We start from the raw sequence: 17,193 nt of genomic DNA, 5'->3' as shown, positions 1-17,193 counted from the left end.
ATTTCCTCCTAATCCAGGTATTTTAGTTTTTTCATCATACCTCTTAAATTTGAAATAGCCTTTTTACTTAACTGTGAAACTCTAGACTCTGTAACTCCTAATATTTCGCCAATTTCTTTAAGCGTCAATTCTTCATAATAATACAGTGATAGCACAAGTCTATCTTTTTCCTTTAATAAGTCTAACGCCTTAGCTACTGTTTCTATAAGTTCTTCTTTTTCTATTGATGCTTCTACGTTTATAGACTCGTCTTTTATTATATCTATAAGCTTTAAATCATTTTCGCTATCTAAAACCATATTATCAAGAGAACTTGTACTTAAATTTAAAGTGCTTTTTCTTATTTTATGAACTTCGTCATTTGATATTTCCATAAAGTCAGCTATTTCATTTACTGTAGGTTCTCTAAAATTTTTATGTTGTAAATTTTCTATACAATTTTTATATGATCTTACTTTACTTATGCATCCTCTAGATACTGGTGATTGTTTTCTAATTTCATCTATTATATAAGATGTTATTCTTATAGAAGCATAAGTTGAAAATTTAACGCCTTTTCCTTCATCAAACTTATCACTTGCATCTAATAATCCCATAACCCCATAACTTACTAAGTCTTCGTATTCCATTCCTATTTTATTTGTATAATACTTAGAAGCAATGCTTCTAACAATAGGCATATTTTGATTTATAAGTTCTTCTTTACTAATCATAATGTCAACAACTCCAATCACTATATATTAATTACCCCTTGAGATTTTATTTGTACATCATTAGGTATTTCATTTAATGACAGTATAGTTAAGTTAGTAAACACCATTTCAACTAATTTTCTAAATGGTGCTCTTATCTTAGGAGAAACTAATACTATTGGTCTATTATTATTAAAATTAACAGACTCTATAGTCGATTGTATTCCTTTGAAAATCTTATTAGTAGTTTCTGGATCTATAGCTGGATATGTTCCATTTACAGATCTTTGTAAACTATTAGCTACTAAATTTTCAATTTCCATAGATAGTGTTGTAACTACTATCGAATTGTTTTCATCTATTAATTCAAGACATATACTTCTACTCATAGCCATTCTTACATATTCGGTAAGTAGCTCTAAATCTTTAGTATTTCTTGCATTATCTGCTAAAGTTTCTAGTATAGTAACTCTATCTTTTATAGATACTTTTTCTTTTAATAGATTTTGGAATACTTTTTGAACTTCTCCTAATGTCATTAAATCTGGTATTAATTCTTCTACAACTGCACTGTATTTTTCTCTTGTAGCATCTATTATCGCCTTTACTTCTTGACGTCCCATAAGTTCATGAGATTTAGATTTTATAGTCTCAAGTAAGTGAGTTACTAATATAGTTGTAGGGTCTACAACAGTAAATCCGTATAATTCTGCCTCTTCTGCTTTGTCTTTTTCTATCCATAAAGCATCTAACCCAAATGTAGGTTCTTTAGTTGATATACCATCCAAATCTACGTCCATGCCCATTGGGTTCATACATAAAAGCATATTTGGCATAAGTTCATATGTTGTTACTGGTATACCTTTTATTTTTATAGTATATTGATTTGGATTTAACTGTAGGTTATCTCTTATCCTTATCGGATGAACTATTATTCCCATATCAATTGCACATTGTCTTCTAACAGATACAATCCTTTGTAATAAATCTCCTCCACTACTTTCATCAGCTAAAGGAATTATTCCATATCCAATTTCTATCTCTATAGGTTCTACATTTAAAAGAGATGAAACATCTTCTGCATTTTCCAGACTTTCCTCAGCTGTCGGAGCAGCTTCAACTTCATATAAGGCTTCCTCTTCAGCCTCTTTTTCTTCTTTTTTAAGTGTGTATCCTATAAATATAGCTCCTGCACCTAAGGTAAAAAATGATAATTTAGGTAACCCCGGCAATAATCCTAGTAATACTAAAACTATACCTGCCATAATTACTGCTTTAGGAATTGATATTAACTGTTTTCCTAACTGAGTACTAAAGTTTTCATCGCCATTAACTTTAGTTACTAATATACCTGCAGATGTCGAAATAATTAATGCAGGAACCTGACTTACTAATCCATCTCCAATTGTAAGTCTTGTATACGTTTGAATCGATTCCATAAAATCCATATCAAGCATTACAACCCCAATAACTATACCTGCAAGTATGTTTATTGTAGTTATGATTATACCTGCAATTGCATCACCTTTTACAAACTTAGAGGCACCATCCATAGAACCATAAAATTCAGCTTCTTGTTGCAATTCTTTTCTTCTTTTTCTAGCTGTCTTTTCATCTATAGCTCCTGCATTTAAATCTGCATCTATACTCATCTGCTTACCTGGCATTGCATCTAAGGTAAATCTTGCTGATACTTCAGATACTCTACTCGAACCATTTGTTATAACAACAAATTGTATTATTACTATTATTAAAAATATGATTATACCAACTACGTAATTTCCTCCAACAACAAAACTTCCAAAAGACTCTATAACATTTCCTGCATATCCTTGTCCTAATATAAGTCTTGTAGATGATATATTAAGACCTAGCCTAAATAAAGTTGTCACTAGAAGTATAGTTGGAAATATTGATAATTCTAATATACTAGTTGAAAATATTGTCATTAGTAATATAAGCACTGACAGCCCTATATTTATAGCTAGCATTATATCTAATAAAAAAGGTGGTAGTGGAATTATTATCATAAGTATAATTCCAATTATCCCAAATCCAACTAATATATCAGTTCTTTTTTTAAGACCTAATTTTTCCATTTAAAACCTCTTTTTATATTTTTTTATATCTATTTTTTATTTTATAAACTGCAACTAATACCTCTGCTACCTCTTGATACATCTTTTCTGGTATCTCTTGTTCAATCTCTACTTCTTTATAAATAAGTCTTGCTAAAGGCTTATTTTCTATAATAGGTATATCATGCTCTTTTGCTATTTCTCTTATTTTAAAGGCTATTAAATCTGCTCCTTTTGCTACAACTGTCGGTGCAGAATCTGCTCCTTTTTCATATTTTATAGCTATAGATATATGAGTAGGATTTGTTACAATTACACTAGCTGATGGTACAGATTCCATCATTCTTCTTGATGACATTTCTCTTTGCTTTTGCTTTATCTTACCTTTTATTTCTGGATTACCTTCCATTTGCTTGAACTCTTCTTTTACTTCTTGTTTAGTCATCTTAAGATCTTTTTTATGTACATACTTTTGATATGCAAAATCTAGCGTAGATACAACTACTAAAACAAGAATTATATTTTGTATTAAATCTCTAATTAACTCAACTATAGTTCTCATTAAATATGGTAGATAAATATCTCCGGTTTTCATTATTCCCATGAAGTTTTTCTCCATAAATGAATATCCTACCTTAAAAAGAACAGTTACAATGACTATACTTTTTATTAAATTTCCTAATGCTTTCTTAGAAAACATATTTTTAAATCCACTTATAGGATTTAGTTTTGATAACTTTGGCTTTAATGGATCTGTTGTCATTAAAAAACCACTTTGCATAAGATTTCCTATTGATGAAAAAAGTATGATAATCATACCAACGGGTATTATAATTTTCATAAACCCCATCAAAAGAATCATCAATAAATCTTTTACCAATGCTATTGAAAACTCATTTGTAAAACCAGTGTTTAAATATTGAACTATATAGCTTTGTAACTCTCCAATTATAAAATCAGACATAGCATAAATTATCATAAGTACACCTAAAAGTGTTACTGTCGTTACAACCTCTTTACTTTTTGCTATATTTCCGCTTTTTCTAGCATCTTTTATTTTTTTACCAGTAGGCTCTTCTGTTTTGTCATCAGTTGAAAGTAAAAAACCTAATGGTGCCATAGATGTTACATGCATCTTGCTAGTGGCTTTAAAAGTTCCATCTAAAATATCAGTCATATTAATCAATAAATTATGTAATTCATTTAATATAAATGGTAATGAAATCACAAAGAACATTATTCCAACAATTACTTTTAAAGGCATTCCTATTACCATTACATTTAATTGTGGTACACTTCTTGAAATTAAACCCATTATAAAATCTGTTATTATAAGTGCTAGTATTATAGGAACTGCTATCTTAAATCCGATTATAAAGCACTGAATAAATATATTTACAACATATGTGTAATTATCTTTTAATATATAACTTCCAACCTCGATAAGTTTAAAACTTTGACTTATACCTTTTATAAGCTCATGATGACCATTTATGCTAAAAAATACCATTATTCCAATCCAATAAACTATATTCTCAATTAGTGTGTTACTCTCATGGCTTGTTGGATCATAAATATTTATCATCGATAACCCAAGTTGTTGATCTATTAAGCTTCCAGCTATCTTTAAACTGTTTATACATATACTTGTTATATAACCTAAAACTAATCCTGTTATAGTTTCCATTACTCCAATATTGACTAGTTCATATACATTTTTAACCTCTACATTAACATTTATTGTAGAAGTAATTATTACCGACATAAATAGTGTGAAAGTAACTTTAAATACATTTGGCGTTCCACTCGGGAAAATTATAGTTATGCATGAAAAAAATGCAATCAATCTTAAAAATACAAATATCAATTTTAAAAGTTATCCTTTTATATTTGCAACCATATTCATAATTTTATTTGTAAATTGAATAAGCTCATTTAACATCCAAGCTCCACCGATTACCAATGTAATAGCTACAACTATCAACTTCGGTATAAAAGATAATGTCTGTTCTTGGATTTGAGTGGTTGCCTGGAATATACTTATTAGTAACCCTACCAATAAAGATAATATTAAAATAGGCCCTGCTATTAACATTCCTGTATATAAAGTTTCTTTTACTATGCTGACTACTACACTTTCACTCATTTTAGTACGCTCCTCAATTATTGAAAACTTAGCAATAAAGATTTTATTAATAAATTCCATCCATCTACCATAATAAATAACAATAGTTTAAATGGTAGTGAAATCATAACAGGTGGTAGCATAAACATACCCATAGACATAAGTACGCTTGATACTACTAAATCTATTAACAAGAATGGTAAATAAATTAAAAATCCTATTTGGAAAGCTGTTTTTAATTCACTAATAGAAAATGCTGGTATTAATATATATAAGGGTATATTTTCTCTAGTTAAATTCTTTTCATTTAAATCTGAGTTTTCAACAAATAGTTTTATATCTTCTTGTCTAGTCTGTTTTAATAAGAACTTTCTTATAGGTTTTTCTGCTTTTTCTACGGCTTCTTCAAACTTAATTTCATGACTCATATAGGGTTTTAGTGCTTGTTCATTTATTTGCTTTACAGTAGGAGCCATAATAAACATAGTCAAGCATATTGCAAGTCCAACTAATACTTGATTAGGTATTGTTTGTTGTGCACCTAGTGCAGACTTTATAAAAGAAAAAGTTATTATAATTCTTACAAAACTTGTCATCATAAAGACAATTGCACCTAAAAACATTAAACCTGTCAAAACTATAAACATTTTCATTAAAGGAGTATAATCGCTTAAATATGGTGTTATATCACTTAATGTTTGCATCTTTTTTCTCCTTTAGCTTACCTATTAAATTTATAGGGTTTTGTATATCTTTTTTTAAGTTCAATTTTTTAAACTTTAATTTATCACCTTTTAATACATTGTTATTTTGTCTTTTATCTTCTATCTCTTTTATATCTTCTGGAGTTAAATCTTTTATTCTTTCTATATTATTATTTGAGACTAACAACACACATCCATCTTCTCCTGTTTTTAAAACAACTAAATATGTATCTTTGTTAATCCCAACTTTTTCTAAAATTTTTGCATATTTATACATTCCAACATTTTGTAAGTTTATTCCATTAATTTTATAAGCAATAGCAATTACTCCAATCATCAGAATTATAAATGCACTTAAGTTTACTAAGTATCTCAATGTTTCATACATAATAAGTTATCTTACTCCTTCGTGTCTTGACTTTGTTGCGGTTGTTGCGGTTGTTGACTTTCTTCTCCTTCTTGCTTAGCTTTTTCTTTTTTATCTACTATTAATATATCGACTCTTCTATTTGTCGACCTATTTTCTGGAGTATCGTTATCTACTAAAGGTCTAAACTCTGCATATCCTTTTACTGCAAATCTAGTTGGTGGAACCTCTTTATTTTCAACGAAGTACCTTACAACACTTACAGCTCTAGCTGTTGATAGTTCCCAGTTTGATGCATATTCCGAATTATGTATAGGAATATTATCTGTGTGTCCTTCTACTAAAACATCATTATCCATATCTTTAACTAATTTTGTTATAGTATCTAATGCCTTTATACTTGTTTCTTTTAAATCTGCTCTACCAGAGTCATATAGTATGTTCTCATCTAGTTGAAGTACTATACCTCTATCTTCTTCTCTTACTTTAACCGAGTCTTGAAGGTTATTATCTTGTACTGCTTTATTAACTTTCTTTGCAAGGTCTTCTTTTTCTAAATTAGATTTACCTACTCCCACTTTTAAGTCTTCTATATTTTCAAGTTTTTCTATAGATGTACTTCCACCTAAAGAACTTTGTAAAGCTTTTGATAATTTACTTAACTTTTGACTATCTACTGCCGATATTGAATATAGTAGGATAAAGAAAGTAAGAAGTAGTGTTATTGTATCAGCATATGTGTCCATCCAAGACCCAGTTTCTACATCATCGCCTTTTCCTCTTCTTCTATCTCTACGCGACATTTACTGATTCACCTTCTATCGTTCCTCTAGTGTAATAAGATTTCTTTTCTTTTGGAGTTAAGAAGTTTACTAATTTTTCTTCAATAACTCTAGTGCTATCTCCATTTTGGATACTCATAATTCCGCAAATCATCATATCCATACGTTCACATTCTCTTTCCCCTTTGATTTGAATGTTAAATCCAATTGGATTTAGTATAGCATTTGCCATTAACGCTCCATAAAATGTTGTTATAAGAGCGGCTGCCATACCACTTGCAATTGCAGATGGACTTCCCATATCTGAAAGCATCTGAATTAATCCTATTAATGTTCCAACCATACCAAACGCTGGCGCATAAGATCCCCATATTTTAAATATTTTTGACCCTGTACTGTATTTACTTTCTACTTCATCTATTTCTATTTCTAATATTTCTTTAATATCTTCCATGTCAATACCATCTATAGCTAGCTCTAAGCCTTTTCTTAAAAATGCATCTTCTATTTCAGAAACTTCTTGCTCTACTGCCAAAGGCCCATCTTTTCTAACTTTTCTAGCTAACTCCTTAAATTGATCTACTAAATCAACTTTATTTATATTACCTGATCTTAATATTTCCTTAGTTATTTTAAATCCCGTTTTTAAATCTTCCATTGAAAATGTTATAAGTACTGATGCAAAAGATCCTCCAACTGTAATTGCTAGGGATGGTGCATCTACGAATGCACCTATCCCTGTTTTTCCTAGTGATATACCATATACAACAAATCCAAGAGCTAAGACAAGACCTACGGGAGTTAACATATCATTTTTTTTCATATTATCCTCCTACTATCTTTTTAAGTTTATTATTTCCTGTAAAAGTTCATCACTTGTTGTTATAACTTTACTAGATGCTTGGAATGCTCTAGTTGTAACTATCATTTCAGTGAATTCTTCTGATAAATCAACATTTGACATTTCTATAGCACCTTGATTTATAAGTCCATATTTTACTCCATACATAGGGTTTCCTGAGTTAGCTGTTTCTCCATAAAGATTCCCACTTAAAGATTCCATTCCTTCTGGATTTTGGAATACTGCTACTTTTAATGTTTGAGCATTTTCAACCTTCGTTCCATCTGCTAGTAAATATGAAATCTTACCTTCTTTTGATATATTAAAAGATAAAACCTTTTGCATTTTCCCATCTGGATTAGGTTGTTCCTTTGGTATTTCTACTGGCTTTCCGTCTGTATTTAAAACTTTATATCCATCAGCTGTTACTAAGTTCCCATTGGCATCTAATGTAAATGATCCATCTCTTGTGTACGCTTCTTGATTAGGTCCTACACTTACAACAAAGAATCCATCTCCATCTATTGCTAAATCTGTTGGTCTTCCTGTTGGTTGTATTGCTCCTTGAGCCATATTTCTAAATATTCCACTTACCTTAGTCCCTATACCTACTTGCCCTGGGTTAACCCCTCCTATTACATTAGGGTCTCCAGCAGCTCCACCAGGTACGCTTGAATATATTACTGTTTGGTTTAATGCATCTGAAAATCTTGTAGTTGATTTTTTAAAAGCTGTTGTCCCAACATTCGCAACATTATTACCAACAATGTCCATTTTAGTTTGATTTGCCTTCATTCCACTTATTCCTGAATACATTGACTTTAACATACTATTACTCTCCCTTTTTATTTGTATTTGACTCTACAGAGTCTTTATTTTCACTTGCTTTTATAAGAGATCCATATTCTATAGATTTTAATTCTCCACTTTCATCTACTCTTACTTCCATATAAACAATACCGTCTTTAATTTTTATGCCTTCTACTACTCCTGTAATAGTTTTTTTATCATCTGGCTTTTCATCCTCTTTAACTACATTATTAGTTTCCTCAGTATCATCTTCCTTTGGAGCATAAGCTTCTATTCTTTTTCCTATAAGTGCTGATGCTGTGCTCATTGCAGAGTTTACTAAAACTCCATTAGTTAAACCTACTAGGTATTCCATTCCCTCATTTAAATTTTGCATCTGCTCTAACGAGCTAAATTGAGCAAGCTGTGTTACATATTGTGTAGGGTCCTGTGGGTTTAGAGGATCTTGATTACTCATTTGTGCTACTAGTAGTTTTAAAAATAAATCTTTATTTGTTTCTTCTCCAGGCATAACTATAGGTGTTCCATTATCTGTTTTACCAGATGACTTGGTATTTGCTACAGTTTTGGTACCTGTTGAACTTTTAGTACTTGCCTGTTGTGTATTTAATTTCATAAAATTATTCATAATTTACCTCTAAGCTAATATATTAAGATTTGATTCATCTATTTTATTTTCATCTAAATCTTCTACAGAATTTAGTACGGTGTCACCACTTCTATTATTTCTTTTTTGCTTTTTTTGTTCTTCTTTTTTGCTAAATTGTTGACTTAAGTTGTCTGAAAAGAAATTTTGGTCATTAGATTTCATTTCAACAACTATATCTTTAGCCTTTATTCCTAAATCTGTTAGATGCTTATTTATATCATGTAAATTTTTATTTAACATATTAAAAGTTTCTTCTTTCCCTACATGTATAAATACCTTTGTAGCTTCACTATCTTTTAAAAGCTTTATAGTCATATCCCCTAGCTCTTTAGGATTTATATTGACTTTGATTTCTTCTATATTATTATTTTTTAAGTATTTAACCATTTTTATAAAATCATCACCAATATTGCTTGCACGTATAGTTACTGCTGGTAAATTTTTATTTATAGAGGTTTCTTGAGTAAATGTTTTATTGTTTATTATAGATAAATCACTTGCATTTTTATCTGCTATATTTTCTAATATACTCAAGCTTTCATCCTTACTTCTATCTTTTTGGTTCACATCTACAATATTATTTTTATTAGCATTTGTTGCTACATTTAATTCTTCATATGACTTTAAAGATTTTATCTCACTGTCTACTTTTTTAATTCCATCTTTAGGGTTTTCATCCTGTTCATTGATATTTTCTGCCAGTTTAGTGTTTTCTTCACCAGCTTTTTTCGACAATTTATCAAGATTTAAACCTTTAGGTAAAATAAGTTCACCATCAGTTGGTAAATCTAAATTTTCATTTTTAGTAAATTTATCTAAATTAAAATTTAAATCAATATAACTACTTACTTCATCATTACTTAATTTCATCATCTTATCGATATCTAATGTTTTTAAGCTTAAGTTTGATTTATCATTTATGCTCAAAATAGTATCGTTTATTGACTTCAAAATTTCTTCTTTTTTCAAATCTGGATTTACATCTGAATTATCCATTTCTTTTAATTTATTTAAATTTGAAAAAAGATTTTGAATTAATGATGCTATTAAATCACAATCTTCATTTTTTTGATCTACATTTGTATTTTCAATGTCCATATCTAAAGAAGCTAGTAAATCTTCAAATCCACCTTTACTTGATAACTTAGTGCTTAAATTACTTTTTCCAAGTGCTAAGTTTACTAAGTCGAAGGAAAAATTCAAGTTAAAATTCATATCTCAATCATCCTTTATGATATATTCTTTTTATTTCTCATGTACGCATATAAAGCAAATTCATCATTTTCTATTTGTTCTTTTCTCGCTTCTTCTTTTCTTAGTCTTATAAATTTATTTTCTTTTAATGTTTCTAATGACTTTCTATTTATTTGTTTTTCAATAAATTTATCTTTAGCTTCTACTACTATTCTTTCTTTTTCTACTAATATTCTGTTGCTTTGCTCTATAGTTTGGCTTATTGAGTGAAGATAATTTAATCTTACTTTCTGACTTACAGTATCCTCTACATCTTCAAACTGAGCATATTTTTTATAGCTACAATCTAATTTTTTGATGTTGTCTTCTAATACTTTTTTATCATTTTGTGCCTTTGTATATTCTAATTTACTTTCTTCTTCTTCTTTTATTTTTATATCTAATAACTTTTGTAGCTTAAACTTGTAGTTTGTCACTTAAACCTCTCCTCGTTATTTGAATATGTTCTTTAGTTCGACTATACTCTCTTCAAATTTAGTTTTTTCATTTACACCTTGCTTTAAAAATGAATTAACTTTATCTATATATTCAATCGCTAGATCTATATTTTTATTAGATCCATTTTCATATGCACCTATATTAATTAAATCTTCAGCCTCTTTGTATGTAGCTAATATATCTCTTGCTAAAGATGCACACTCTTGATGTTGGTCCTCACAAATTTCTTTCATAAGTCTACTTACACTATTTAAAATGTCTATAGCTGGGTAATGATTTTTATGTGCAAGGTCTCTAGATAAAACAATATGCCCATCTAAAATACCTCTTACTGTATCTGCAATTGGTTCATTAAAGTCATCTCCATCAACTAAAACTGTATAAAAAGCAGTTATCGATCCTTTATCAGACATCCCACTTCTTTCCATAAGTTTTGGAAGTAGTGCAAATACTGATGGTGTATATCCTTTTTGTGCAGGCGGCTCTCCTATGGCTAGCCCAACTTCTCTTTGAGCCATAGCAAATCTAGTTACGGAGTCCATCATTAAAATAACTTTTTTACCTTGGTCTCTGAAATACTCAGCTATAGCTGTGGCTGTTAGCGCTCCCTTTAATCTAAGTAAAGGTGATTTATCAGAAGTTGCACAAACTACTACAGACTTTTTCATACCTTCTTCACCTAGATCTCTCTCTATGAAGTCCAGTACTTCTCTACCTCTTTCCCCTATAAGGGCAATAACATTTACATCCGCTTTAGCTGTTTTTGCTATCATTCCTAAAGTTGTACTTTTCCCAACACCACTTCCTGCAAATATACCTATTCTTTGACCTTCTCCACAAGTTAAGAATCCATCAATCGCCCTTATACCTGTAGGCATGATATTTTTTATTCTTGGTCTTTTCATTGGATCTGGTGGTTCATTTGAAAGACTGTATCTTTCTCCTCCTAAAACCTCTTCGTCATCTATTGGGTTTCCAATTCCATCCAATACTTTACCTAATAAGTCATTACTACATTTAACACTAAGTGGTATTCCTCTAGCAACAACTCTGCACCCAGGAGCTACTCCTGCAAGTTCTCCTAATGGCATTAAAATTACATTTTTATCTTTAAAACCAACAACTTCACAGTTTATAGGTTCATCTGCATAATTGTAAACTGTACAAAGCTCTCCTACAAACGCCTTTATACCTTCCACTTCAACAGTAAGGCCTATTATCTTAGTTACCTTACCTTCTGATATAACTTCTTTAACTTCTAAAACTTTATTTTTCAATCTTTCAAAGTCTATATCTATCATAAAAGTTCCTCTTTCACCTTTTCTAAAACACAGTCAACCCCTACTATTAATCTACCTTTATTAGTTTCAATTATTGCGTTTCCTGGTTCTATAAAGTCATCTGCTAATATAAAGGATTCTCCTTTTATTAATTGTTGGTTTTTCAATTCATTTAATTGTTCATTAACTTTTTCTATGTAGATTGCATTCGTTCTTATTACAAAATTTTCTTTAATTTCATATTCTTTTATAGTGGCTTCAAGTATATTATTCATAGACTCTTCGTCTTTAAATTTTTCTTTAAGGACTTTTTCTGCTATGGATACACTCAAACTAATAATGTCTTTTTTACTATCTTTTAAAAAGTCTGTAAATTGTTCATTGGCTTGTAACAAAATATTATTTGCTTTATTTATAATCTCTTCTGACTCTTGTTTTGCTTTTTCAATATTATCTTCATATGATTCTTTGTAGCCATCTTCATAACCATTTCTTAATCCTATGTTATGACCTTCTTCATATGCTTTTTTCTTTATTTCTTCACATTCATTTTGTGCTTCTTGAACAATTCTTTCACTTTCTACTTGCGCGTTTGATATCATATTTTCACAAGTATCTTTTGCTTTATGAAGTTGTTCTTCAATTTCTTCTTTGACTTTTAATTCTTCATTTTCATCAATTATTTCTTCATTGTTAATTTGTTTTGGTTTAGAAGTAGTTTTTAAAGGCTTAACACCTTTAAAAACTACTCCATTAGATTTTAAAATACTGTTACTTTTAAATAAACTCATCGTCTGAACCTCTAGATAATGTTATTTCCCCAGCATCTTCAAGTCGTCTAACAACATTTACAATAGCTTGTTGAGCTTCTTCTACTTGAGATATCTTTACCTTACCAAGTAAATCAATTTCTTCTCGTAATGCTTGTGATGCTCTTTGAGATTGATTTTTAAATATTGCAGTTGAAACATCTGCTGATGCTCCTTTAAGTGCAAATGCAAGGTCTTTAACATTAACTTCTTTAAGAATTCTTTGAATAGCCATATTATCAAGTCTAACGATATCGTCAAAGATAAACATGTTAGATTTAATTTCTTCAGCCAATTCTTCATTTTTCTGCTCGATAAATTTGATAATATTTTTCTCTGTTTTTCTATCAACATTTGTTAATATATCTACCAAGCTATTAACACCACCAGCACTTTCCATCTCTAACTTTCCTAAGCTATTTAACTTTTCTTCGATAGCTTTGTCTATAGATTTTATTACAGCTGGTGATATATTTGATGTAGTTCCTATCTTAAGTGCAATTTCAAGCTTAAGTTCATCAGGTAATTCAGATAATACTACTGCTGCTTTATCAGGTTGAATATGAGCTAATATTATGGCTATAGCCTGAGGACTTTCACCTTGTATGCATGCTAGTATTTGTTCAGGCTCAGCCTTTCTAGCTGATATAAATAATTTTGTATATGCATCATATTTTATACCTTCTAATAATTTAGTAGCTCTTTGACTTCCTAATGCTCCATTAAGTAAAGATTTCGCACAGTCAATTCCACCTTCTATCACAAACTCTTTTCCCTTGTTTAACTCAATAAATTCTTGTAAAACCTCTCTTCTTTCTCTTGGCTTTACAGTATTTATATTAGCTATTTCAACCCCTATTTTTTGAATTTTTCTATCTGAAAGATTTTTTATTACACTTGAAGCTATCTCAGGCCCTAATGTCATTAAAAGTATAGCTGCCTTTCTAGATCCTGTGACTCTTCTAAACTTAGGTATATCTCCTAAGTCATATGCATTACCTTTTATACCTTCTGTCTGCAAATAATCTCACCCTTTACTCATTTAACCAACTATTTACTAGGTCTGTAACTTGATCTGGATTATCAGCTGCAAATTGTTTAACTTCATCTTCTAAGCTAATATTTTCCTCATCCTCTTCTTCGTTACTATTTAATCTATTTTGTTCTAACTCTTCTAGTTTTTTGTTGATTAGTTCTATTTCATCTTCTTCATCTACATAATCTAGCTCACTAGATTCTTTCTTTTTCTTTATAATCATATAAATTATTGTACCTATTATTAAAAGTAAAATAATTACACTCAGTACGCCTGCTATAATTAACACCCTTCCTAATGATTTGTCCTTACTTATAGCACTTTTTATAACGCCAAATGTAGAAGTATCTTCGTCTTCTGAGCCAAATCCCATAGAAACTACCTTAACACTATCTCCTCTTTTAGGCTGCATACCAACTGCATTTGCTACCATTCCTTCAACATTTCTTAGTTCTGCACTAGTAAGTGTTCCATTTATTGCAACTGAAGCAGTTATTCTATTTATGCCACCTTTAGCTTTTATTACTTTTGTCTCAGTTTTCCCAGTTTGATATTCTACTTCTTGCTGAGTATCTTCATCTGTTCCTTTTCCACTTTCATTAATATTACTCATGTTGTTGTCTACAGCTCCACCTGAGTTTTGTCTTTCACTCGATTTACTGCTTGACTTTGATTCCTTTGTAATTACTTTATTTGGATCTATTATAAGTTCAGTTTTTTCACTTGAATCGAAATCTAAATCTGTATTAACACTAGCTCTTATATTTCCTTCTCCAAATATAGGTTCTAACAGACCTAGTATCGATCTTTCTAAATCTTTACTTAAGTCCTTTTCAGCTTTAATAGATTCATCAACTTCACTTAAGCTATTTGTATGTACATTTCCTTTATCATCTATTAATCCATCTGATAATAATTTCATATTTTGATCTATTACTTCAACATTTTGTTTTGGCACATTTTGTGTACTTGCTGAAACAAGTGACATTATAGATATTACTTGATCTTGTTTTAAAGTCTGTCCAGGGTTTAACTCTAAATAAACTGCAGCTTTTCCTGGTACTGTTTCATTAGCAAATACAGACTCTTCTCCTTGAGTTATATGAACTCTAGCACTTTGTACTTGAGGAAAAACTTTTATAGTTTTTTCAATTTCACCTTGAATCATTCTTTGCTTTTTAATTTGGAATTCTTCATCAGTCATCCCAAATGATGATCCCCCATCCATTAACTCAAATCCCTTAGATCCATTAGAAATATTACTTGATAATTCCATTCTAAGTTTATCTACGTCTCCTTTGGGTACTAAAATACTATCGCCTTTTATTTTAGTTTCAATCTTTTTCGACTCTAGCTCTTTAGTTACCACCGTAGCATCATTAGAATCTAATCCTGAAAAAAGCACTGCATATTTATTTGATTTTGCATAATTAATTCCAAATATTCCTGCTACAACCAAAGTCACAATTGCAGTTGTAATTATTATTTTCTTTTTTTTAGGAAGCTCAATAAATTGATCTTTTTTTACTATCACAAAATCTTTTGTTTTTTGCGGAAATTCCTTTATATTCATTTAAAATTCTCCTTGCTATGAAGTTATAATTGGACTCTATTTAGCTCTTGATAAGCTTCATATATCTTGTTTCTAACCTCAATCATCAACTGCATTGACAATTGCGCTTCTTGAGCTGACAACATCACATCATGCATAGAGACATTTTCTCCTTTTATAAGGCCTTGAATTTTTTGATTTGATTGTACCTGCTTATCATTAACTTTATCTAATGCTTCTTTTATTACATCTCCAAAGTTATTTTCTTTTTCAACTTTTCCTGTGTTACTAGCTCCCGTAAGTAAATTGTTATTTGTTGCTATATTGTTTATTGCATTTATAGTACTTATTCCACTCATAAACTACTCCTTTTACCTACCTATTTCTAAAGCTTTTGAAATCATACTTTTTTGTGCATTTAATGTATCTATATTTGATTCATAAGATCTCGATGCTGTCATTAAATCCGTCATCTCAACTAAAATATCTACATTCGGATACTCCACATAACCTTGGGCATCTGCATCTGGGTTATTTGGCTCATATAATTTTCTTAGTGGAGATTTATCTTCCTCTATGGCTACTGATTTCACGCCTAGCATCCCTAATTTTTTATCATAATTTTCTTCAAATACAGGCACTTTTCGTCTATAAGCTCCGCCCTCAGGTGTCCTAGTTGTTTTCATATTAGCTATGTTTGATGAAACAACATCCATTCTTAATCGCTCTGCCGAAAGTGCACTTGCACTTATTCTCATTCCTGAAAAAATGCTCATTTACTTACCTCCCTGTTATTACACTTCTACTCATCCCTAGTTTTATATTCGTCAAAGTTATAAGTGCGTTATATTCAAGAGTTGTAGCCGCCTGGTTAACTTTTTCATTTTCTAAGTCAATGTTATTACCATCTTCTCTTACTTTTGATGATGTATCTGTTTTTATCTCAGGCTTAGTATTTTTATCCATAGACTCTTTTAGTGTATTTTCAAACTCTACATATTTTCTCTTGTAATTTGGAGTATTAATATTTGCAATGTTATTAGCAATAACTCTACTTCTTAATTCTGTTGCATCTAATCCTGATCTTAGTAAATTGTAAACTTCCATTTTCCCCTCCAATGCTTAAAATGTTTTTTAGAATTAAAAAAAACTACTCTGAAAGAGTAGTTCATCACTTTTATAGAATATTATTACTAATTTTTTATTTGAAAATTAAAACAAAACGAGAAAAGAAAATTAATCATAATCATAACTTCATTGTGAATTTTTGCACAAATAGCCTTTATAACATAAAGTATATACAAATTTATGTATTTTAAAAATATACACACTTCACCAATATGTATTAATATGATTTTATAGATTTTCTTAAAATTTTTTAGTATCTCTTTGCTTAATTTTACAATTTTAATATTAGCAATGATAACAAAAAGTTTTATTAACTCTTCGGTAACTGGCGAGCATAGCTTTTCAAAGCCTTAGCCCCTATAGTTTTGCGTAGCTAGATTTCCCTAGTTTTGCCCTTAAATATCATTTTTCGACTTACACTTACATTTTATACCAAAATATTACTTATTTCAAGCTTTTACTTTTATTTTGGATAATTCTAAAATTTGATTTTTTCACAACAGAATAATTCATCATTCTACATTAATTTGCAAAAGCTTCTCATTTAGTTTAATAATCGGCATTTTTATTTAAACCTGTATAGTTTTTTTGAAATTTATAAATTTTTTTTACATTTTTATTTCATTTTATAATTTTCCTATATTTATG

General features: G+C 29.7%; 19 protein-coding genes and 1 riboswitch. All 19 genes read right to left on the bottom strand.

The window, feature by feature from the left end; all coding sequences use genetic code 11:
• Positions 1 to 8 precede the first annotated feature (8 nt).
• From RWY47_RS16905 to flgB, 19 genes are read right to left on the bottom strand one after another with little or no spacing between them, the layout of a single operon-like run.
• Positions 9 to 713: a sigma-70 family RNA polymerase sigma factor gene (locus tag RWY47_RS16905; RefSeq protein WP_021429636.1), complete on the bottom strand. Its 705-nt coding sequence runs from the start codon at positions 711 to 713 to the stop codon at positions 9 to 11.
• Positions 714 to 733: 20 nt separating this feature from the next.
• The gene (gene flhA / locus RWY47_RS16900; protein ID WP_021429590.1) at positions 734 to 2,791 is read right to left on the bottom strand and encodes a flagellar biosynthesis protein FlhA; all 2,058 of its coding nucleotides are present in this window, start codon (positions 2,789 to 2,791) and stop codon (positions 734 to 736) included.
• A gap of 13 nt (positions 2,792 to 2,804) precedes the next feature.
• The gene (locus RWY47_RS16895) at positions 2,805 to 4,637 is read right to left on the bottom strand and encodes a fused FliR family export protein/FlhB family type III secretion system protein (protein ID WP_224170398.1); all 1,833 of its coding nucleotides are present in this window, start codon (positions 4,635 to 4,637) and stop codon (positions 2,805 to 2,807) included.
• A 9-nt stretch (positions 4,638 to 4,646) separates the two neighbouring features.
• A complete protein-coding gene (gene fliQ / locus RWY47_RS16890; protein WP_224170397.1) occupies positions 4,647 to 4,916 on the bottom strand; it encodes a flagellar biosynthesis protein FliQ in 270 nt (89 codons plus the stop codon).
• A 17-nt stretch (positions 4,917 to 4,933) separates the two neighbouring features.
• Positions 4,934 to 5,599, bottom strand: a complete 666-nt coding sequence (gene fliP / locus RWY47_RS16885; RefSeq protein ID WP_021429620.1) for a flagellar type III secretion system pore protein FliP — start codon at positions 5,597 to 5,599, stop codon at positions 4,934 to 4,936.
• On the bottom strand, positions 5,583 to 5,987 hold the full coding sequence (locus tag RWY47_RS16880; protein ID WP_021429608.1) for a hypothetical protein: 405 nt from the start codon (positions 5,985 to 5,987) through the stop codon (positions 5,583 to 5,585). The genes fliP and RWY47_RS16880 overlap by 17 nt, the downstream gene beginning before the upstream one ends.
• Before the next feature lie 11 nt (positions 5,988 to 5,998).
• Positions 5,999 to 6,769 carry an OmpA/MotB family protein gene (locus tag RWY47_RS16875; protein ID WP_150887101.1) on the bottom strand — a complete coding sequence of 257 codons (771 nt, stop codon included), beginning with the start codon at positions 6,767 to 6,769 and terminating at the stop codon, positions 5,999 to 6,001.
• Complete coding sequence (locus RWY47_RS16870) at positions 6,759 to 7,571, bottom strand: motility protein A (RefSeq protein ID WP_025162517.1); 813 nt, start codon at positions 7,569 to 7,571, stop codon at positions 6,759 to 6,761. Before RWY47_RS16870 ends, RWY47_RS16875 begins: the two co-directional genes overlap by 11 nt.
• Before the next feature lie 12 nt (positions 7,572 to 7,583).
• Complete coding sequence (flgF, locus tag RWY47_RS16865; RefSeq protein WP_025162516.1) at positions 7,584 to 8,417, bottom strand: flagellar basal-body rod protein FlgF; 834 nt, start codon at positions 8,415 to 8,417, stop codon at positions 7,584 to 7,586.
• A 4-nt stretch (positions 8,418 to 8,421) separates the two neighbouring features.
• On the bottom strand, positions 8,422 to 9,027 hold the full coding sequence (locus RWY47_RS16860; protein WP_025162515.1) for a flagellar hook assembly protein FlgD: 606 nt from the start codon (positions 9,025 to 9,027) through the stop codon (positions 8,422 to 8,424).
• A 9-nt stretch (positions 9,028 to 9,036) separates the two neighbouring features.
• On the bottom strand, positions 9,037 to 10,263 hold the full coding sequence (locus tag RWY47_RS16855) for a flagellar hook-length control protein FliK (protein ID WP_224170396.1): 1,227 nt from the start codon (positions 10,261 to 10,263) through the stop codon (positions 9,037 to 9,039).
• Between the two features lie 14 nt (positions 10,264 to 10,277).
• Entirely contained in the window at positions 10,278 to 10,718 is a 441-nt protein-coding gene (gene fliJ / locus RWY47_RS16850) for a flagellar export protein FliJ (protein WP_021429779.1), read from the bottom strand.
• A 15-nt stretch (positions 10,719 to 10,733) separates the two neighbouring features.
• Entirely contained in the window at positions 10,734 to 12,041 is a 1,308-nt protein-coding gene (fliI, locus tag RWY47_RS16845) for a flagellar protein export ATPase FliI (RefSeq protein ID WP_025162512.1), read from the bottom strand.
• The gene (locus RWY47_RS16840; RefSeq protein ID WP_224170395.1) at positions 12,038 to 12,811 is read right to left on the bottom strand and encodes a FliH/SctL family protein; all 774 of its coding nucleotides are present in this window, start codon (positions 12,809 to 12,811) and stop codon (positions 12,038 to 12,040) included. Before RWY47_RS16840 ends, fliI begins: the two co-directional genes overlap by 4 nt.
• Positions 12,798 to 13,850 carry a flagellar motor switch protein FliG gene (gene fliG / locus RWY47_RS16835; protein ID WP_025162510.1) on the bottom strand — a complete coding sequence of 351 codons (1,053 nt, stop codon included), beginning with the start codon at positions 13,848 to 13,850 and terminating at the stop codon, positions 12,798 to 12,800. The genes RWY47_RS16840 and fliG overlap by 14 nt, the downstream gene beginning before the upstream one ends.
• 13 nt (positions 13,851 to 13,863) lie before the next feature.
• Entirely contained in the window at positions 13,864 to 15,438 is a 1,575-nt protein-coding gene (gene fliF / locus RWY47_RS16830; RefSeq protein ID WP_224170394.1) for a flagellar basal-body MS-ring/collar protein FliF, read from the bottom strand.
• Between the two features lie 23 nt (positions 15,439 to 15,461).
• Entirely contained in the window at positions 15,462 to 15,776 is a 315-nt protein-coding gene (gene fliE, locus RWY47_RS16825) for a flagellar hook-basal body complex protein FliE (RefSeq protein ID WP_025162508.1), read from the bottom strand.
• A 12-nt stretch (positions 15,777 to 15,788) separates the two neighbouring features.
• The gene (gene flgC, locus RWY47_RS16820; RefSeq protein WP_021429648.1) at positions 15,789 to 16,193 is read right to left on the bottom strand and encodes a flagellar basal body rod protein FlgC; all 405 of its coding nucleotides are present in this window, start codon (positions 16,191 to 16,193) and stop codon (positions 15,789 to 15,791) included.
• A 4-nt stretch (positions 16,194 to 16,197) separates the two neighbouring features.
• A complete protein-coding gene (flgB, locus tag RWY47_RS16815) occupies positions 16,198 to 16,524 on the bottom strand; it encodes a flagellar basal body rod protein FlgB (protein WP_021429676.1) in 327 nt (108 codons plus the stop codon).
• Between the two features lie 338 nt (positions 16,525 to 16,862).
• Positions 16,863 to 16,949: riboswitch (cyclic di-GMP riboswitch) on the bottom strand.
• Positions 16,950 to 17,193: the final 244 nt, after the last annotated feature.

The sequence above is a fragment of the Paraclostridium sp. MRS3W1 genome (assembly GCF_032465715.1).
Lineage (GTDB): Bacteria > Bacillota > Clostridia > Peptostreptococcales > Peptostreptococcaceae > Paraclostridium > Paraclostridium dentum.
Note: the sequence above shows the minus strand (reverse complement) of the source record. Positions and strands in the feature narration are given on the sequence as shown.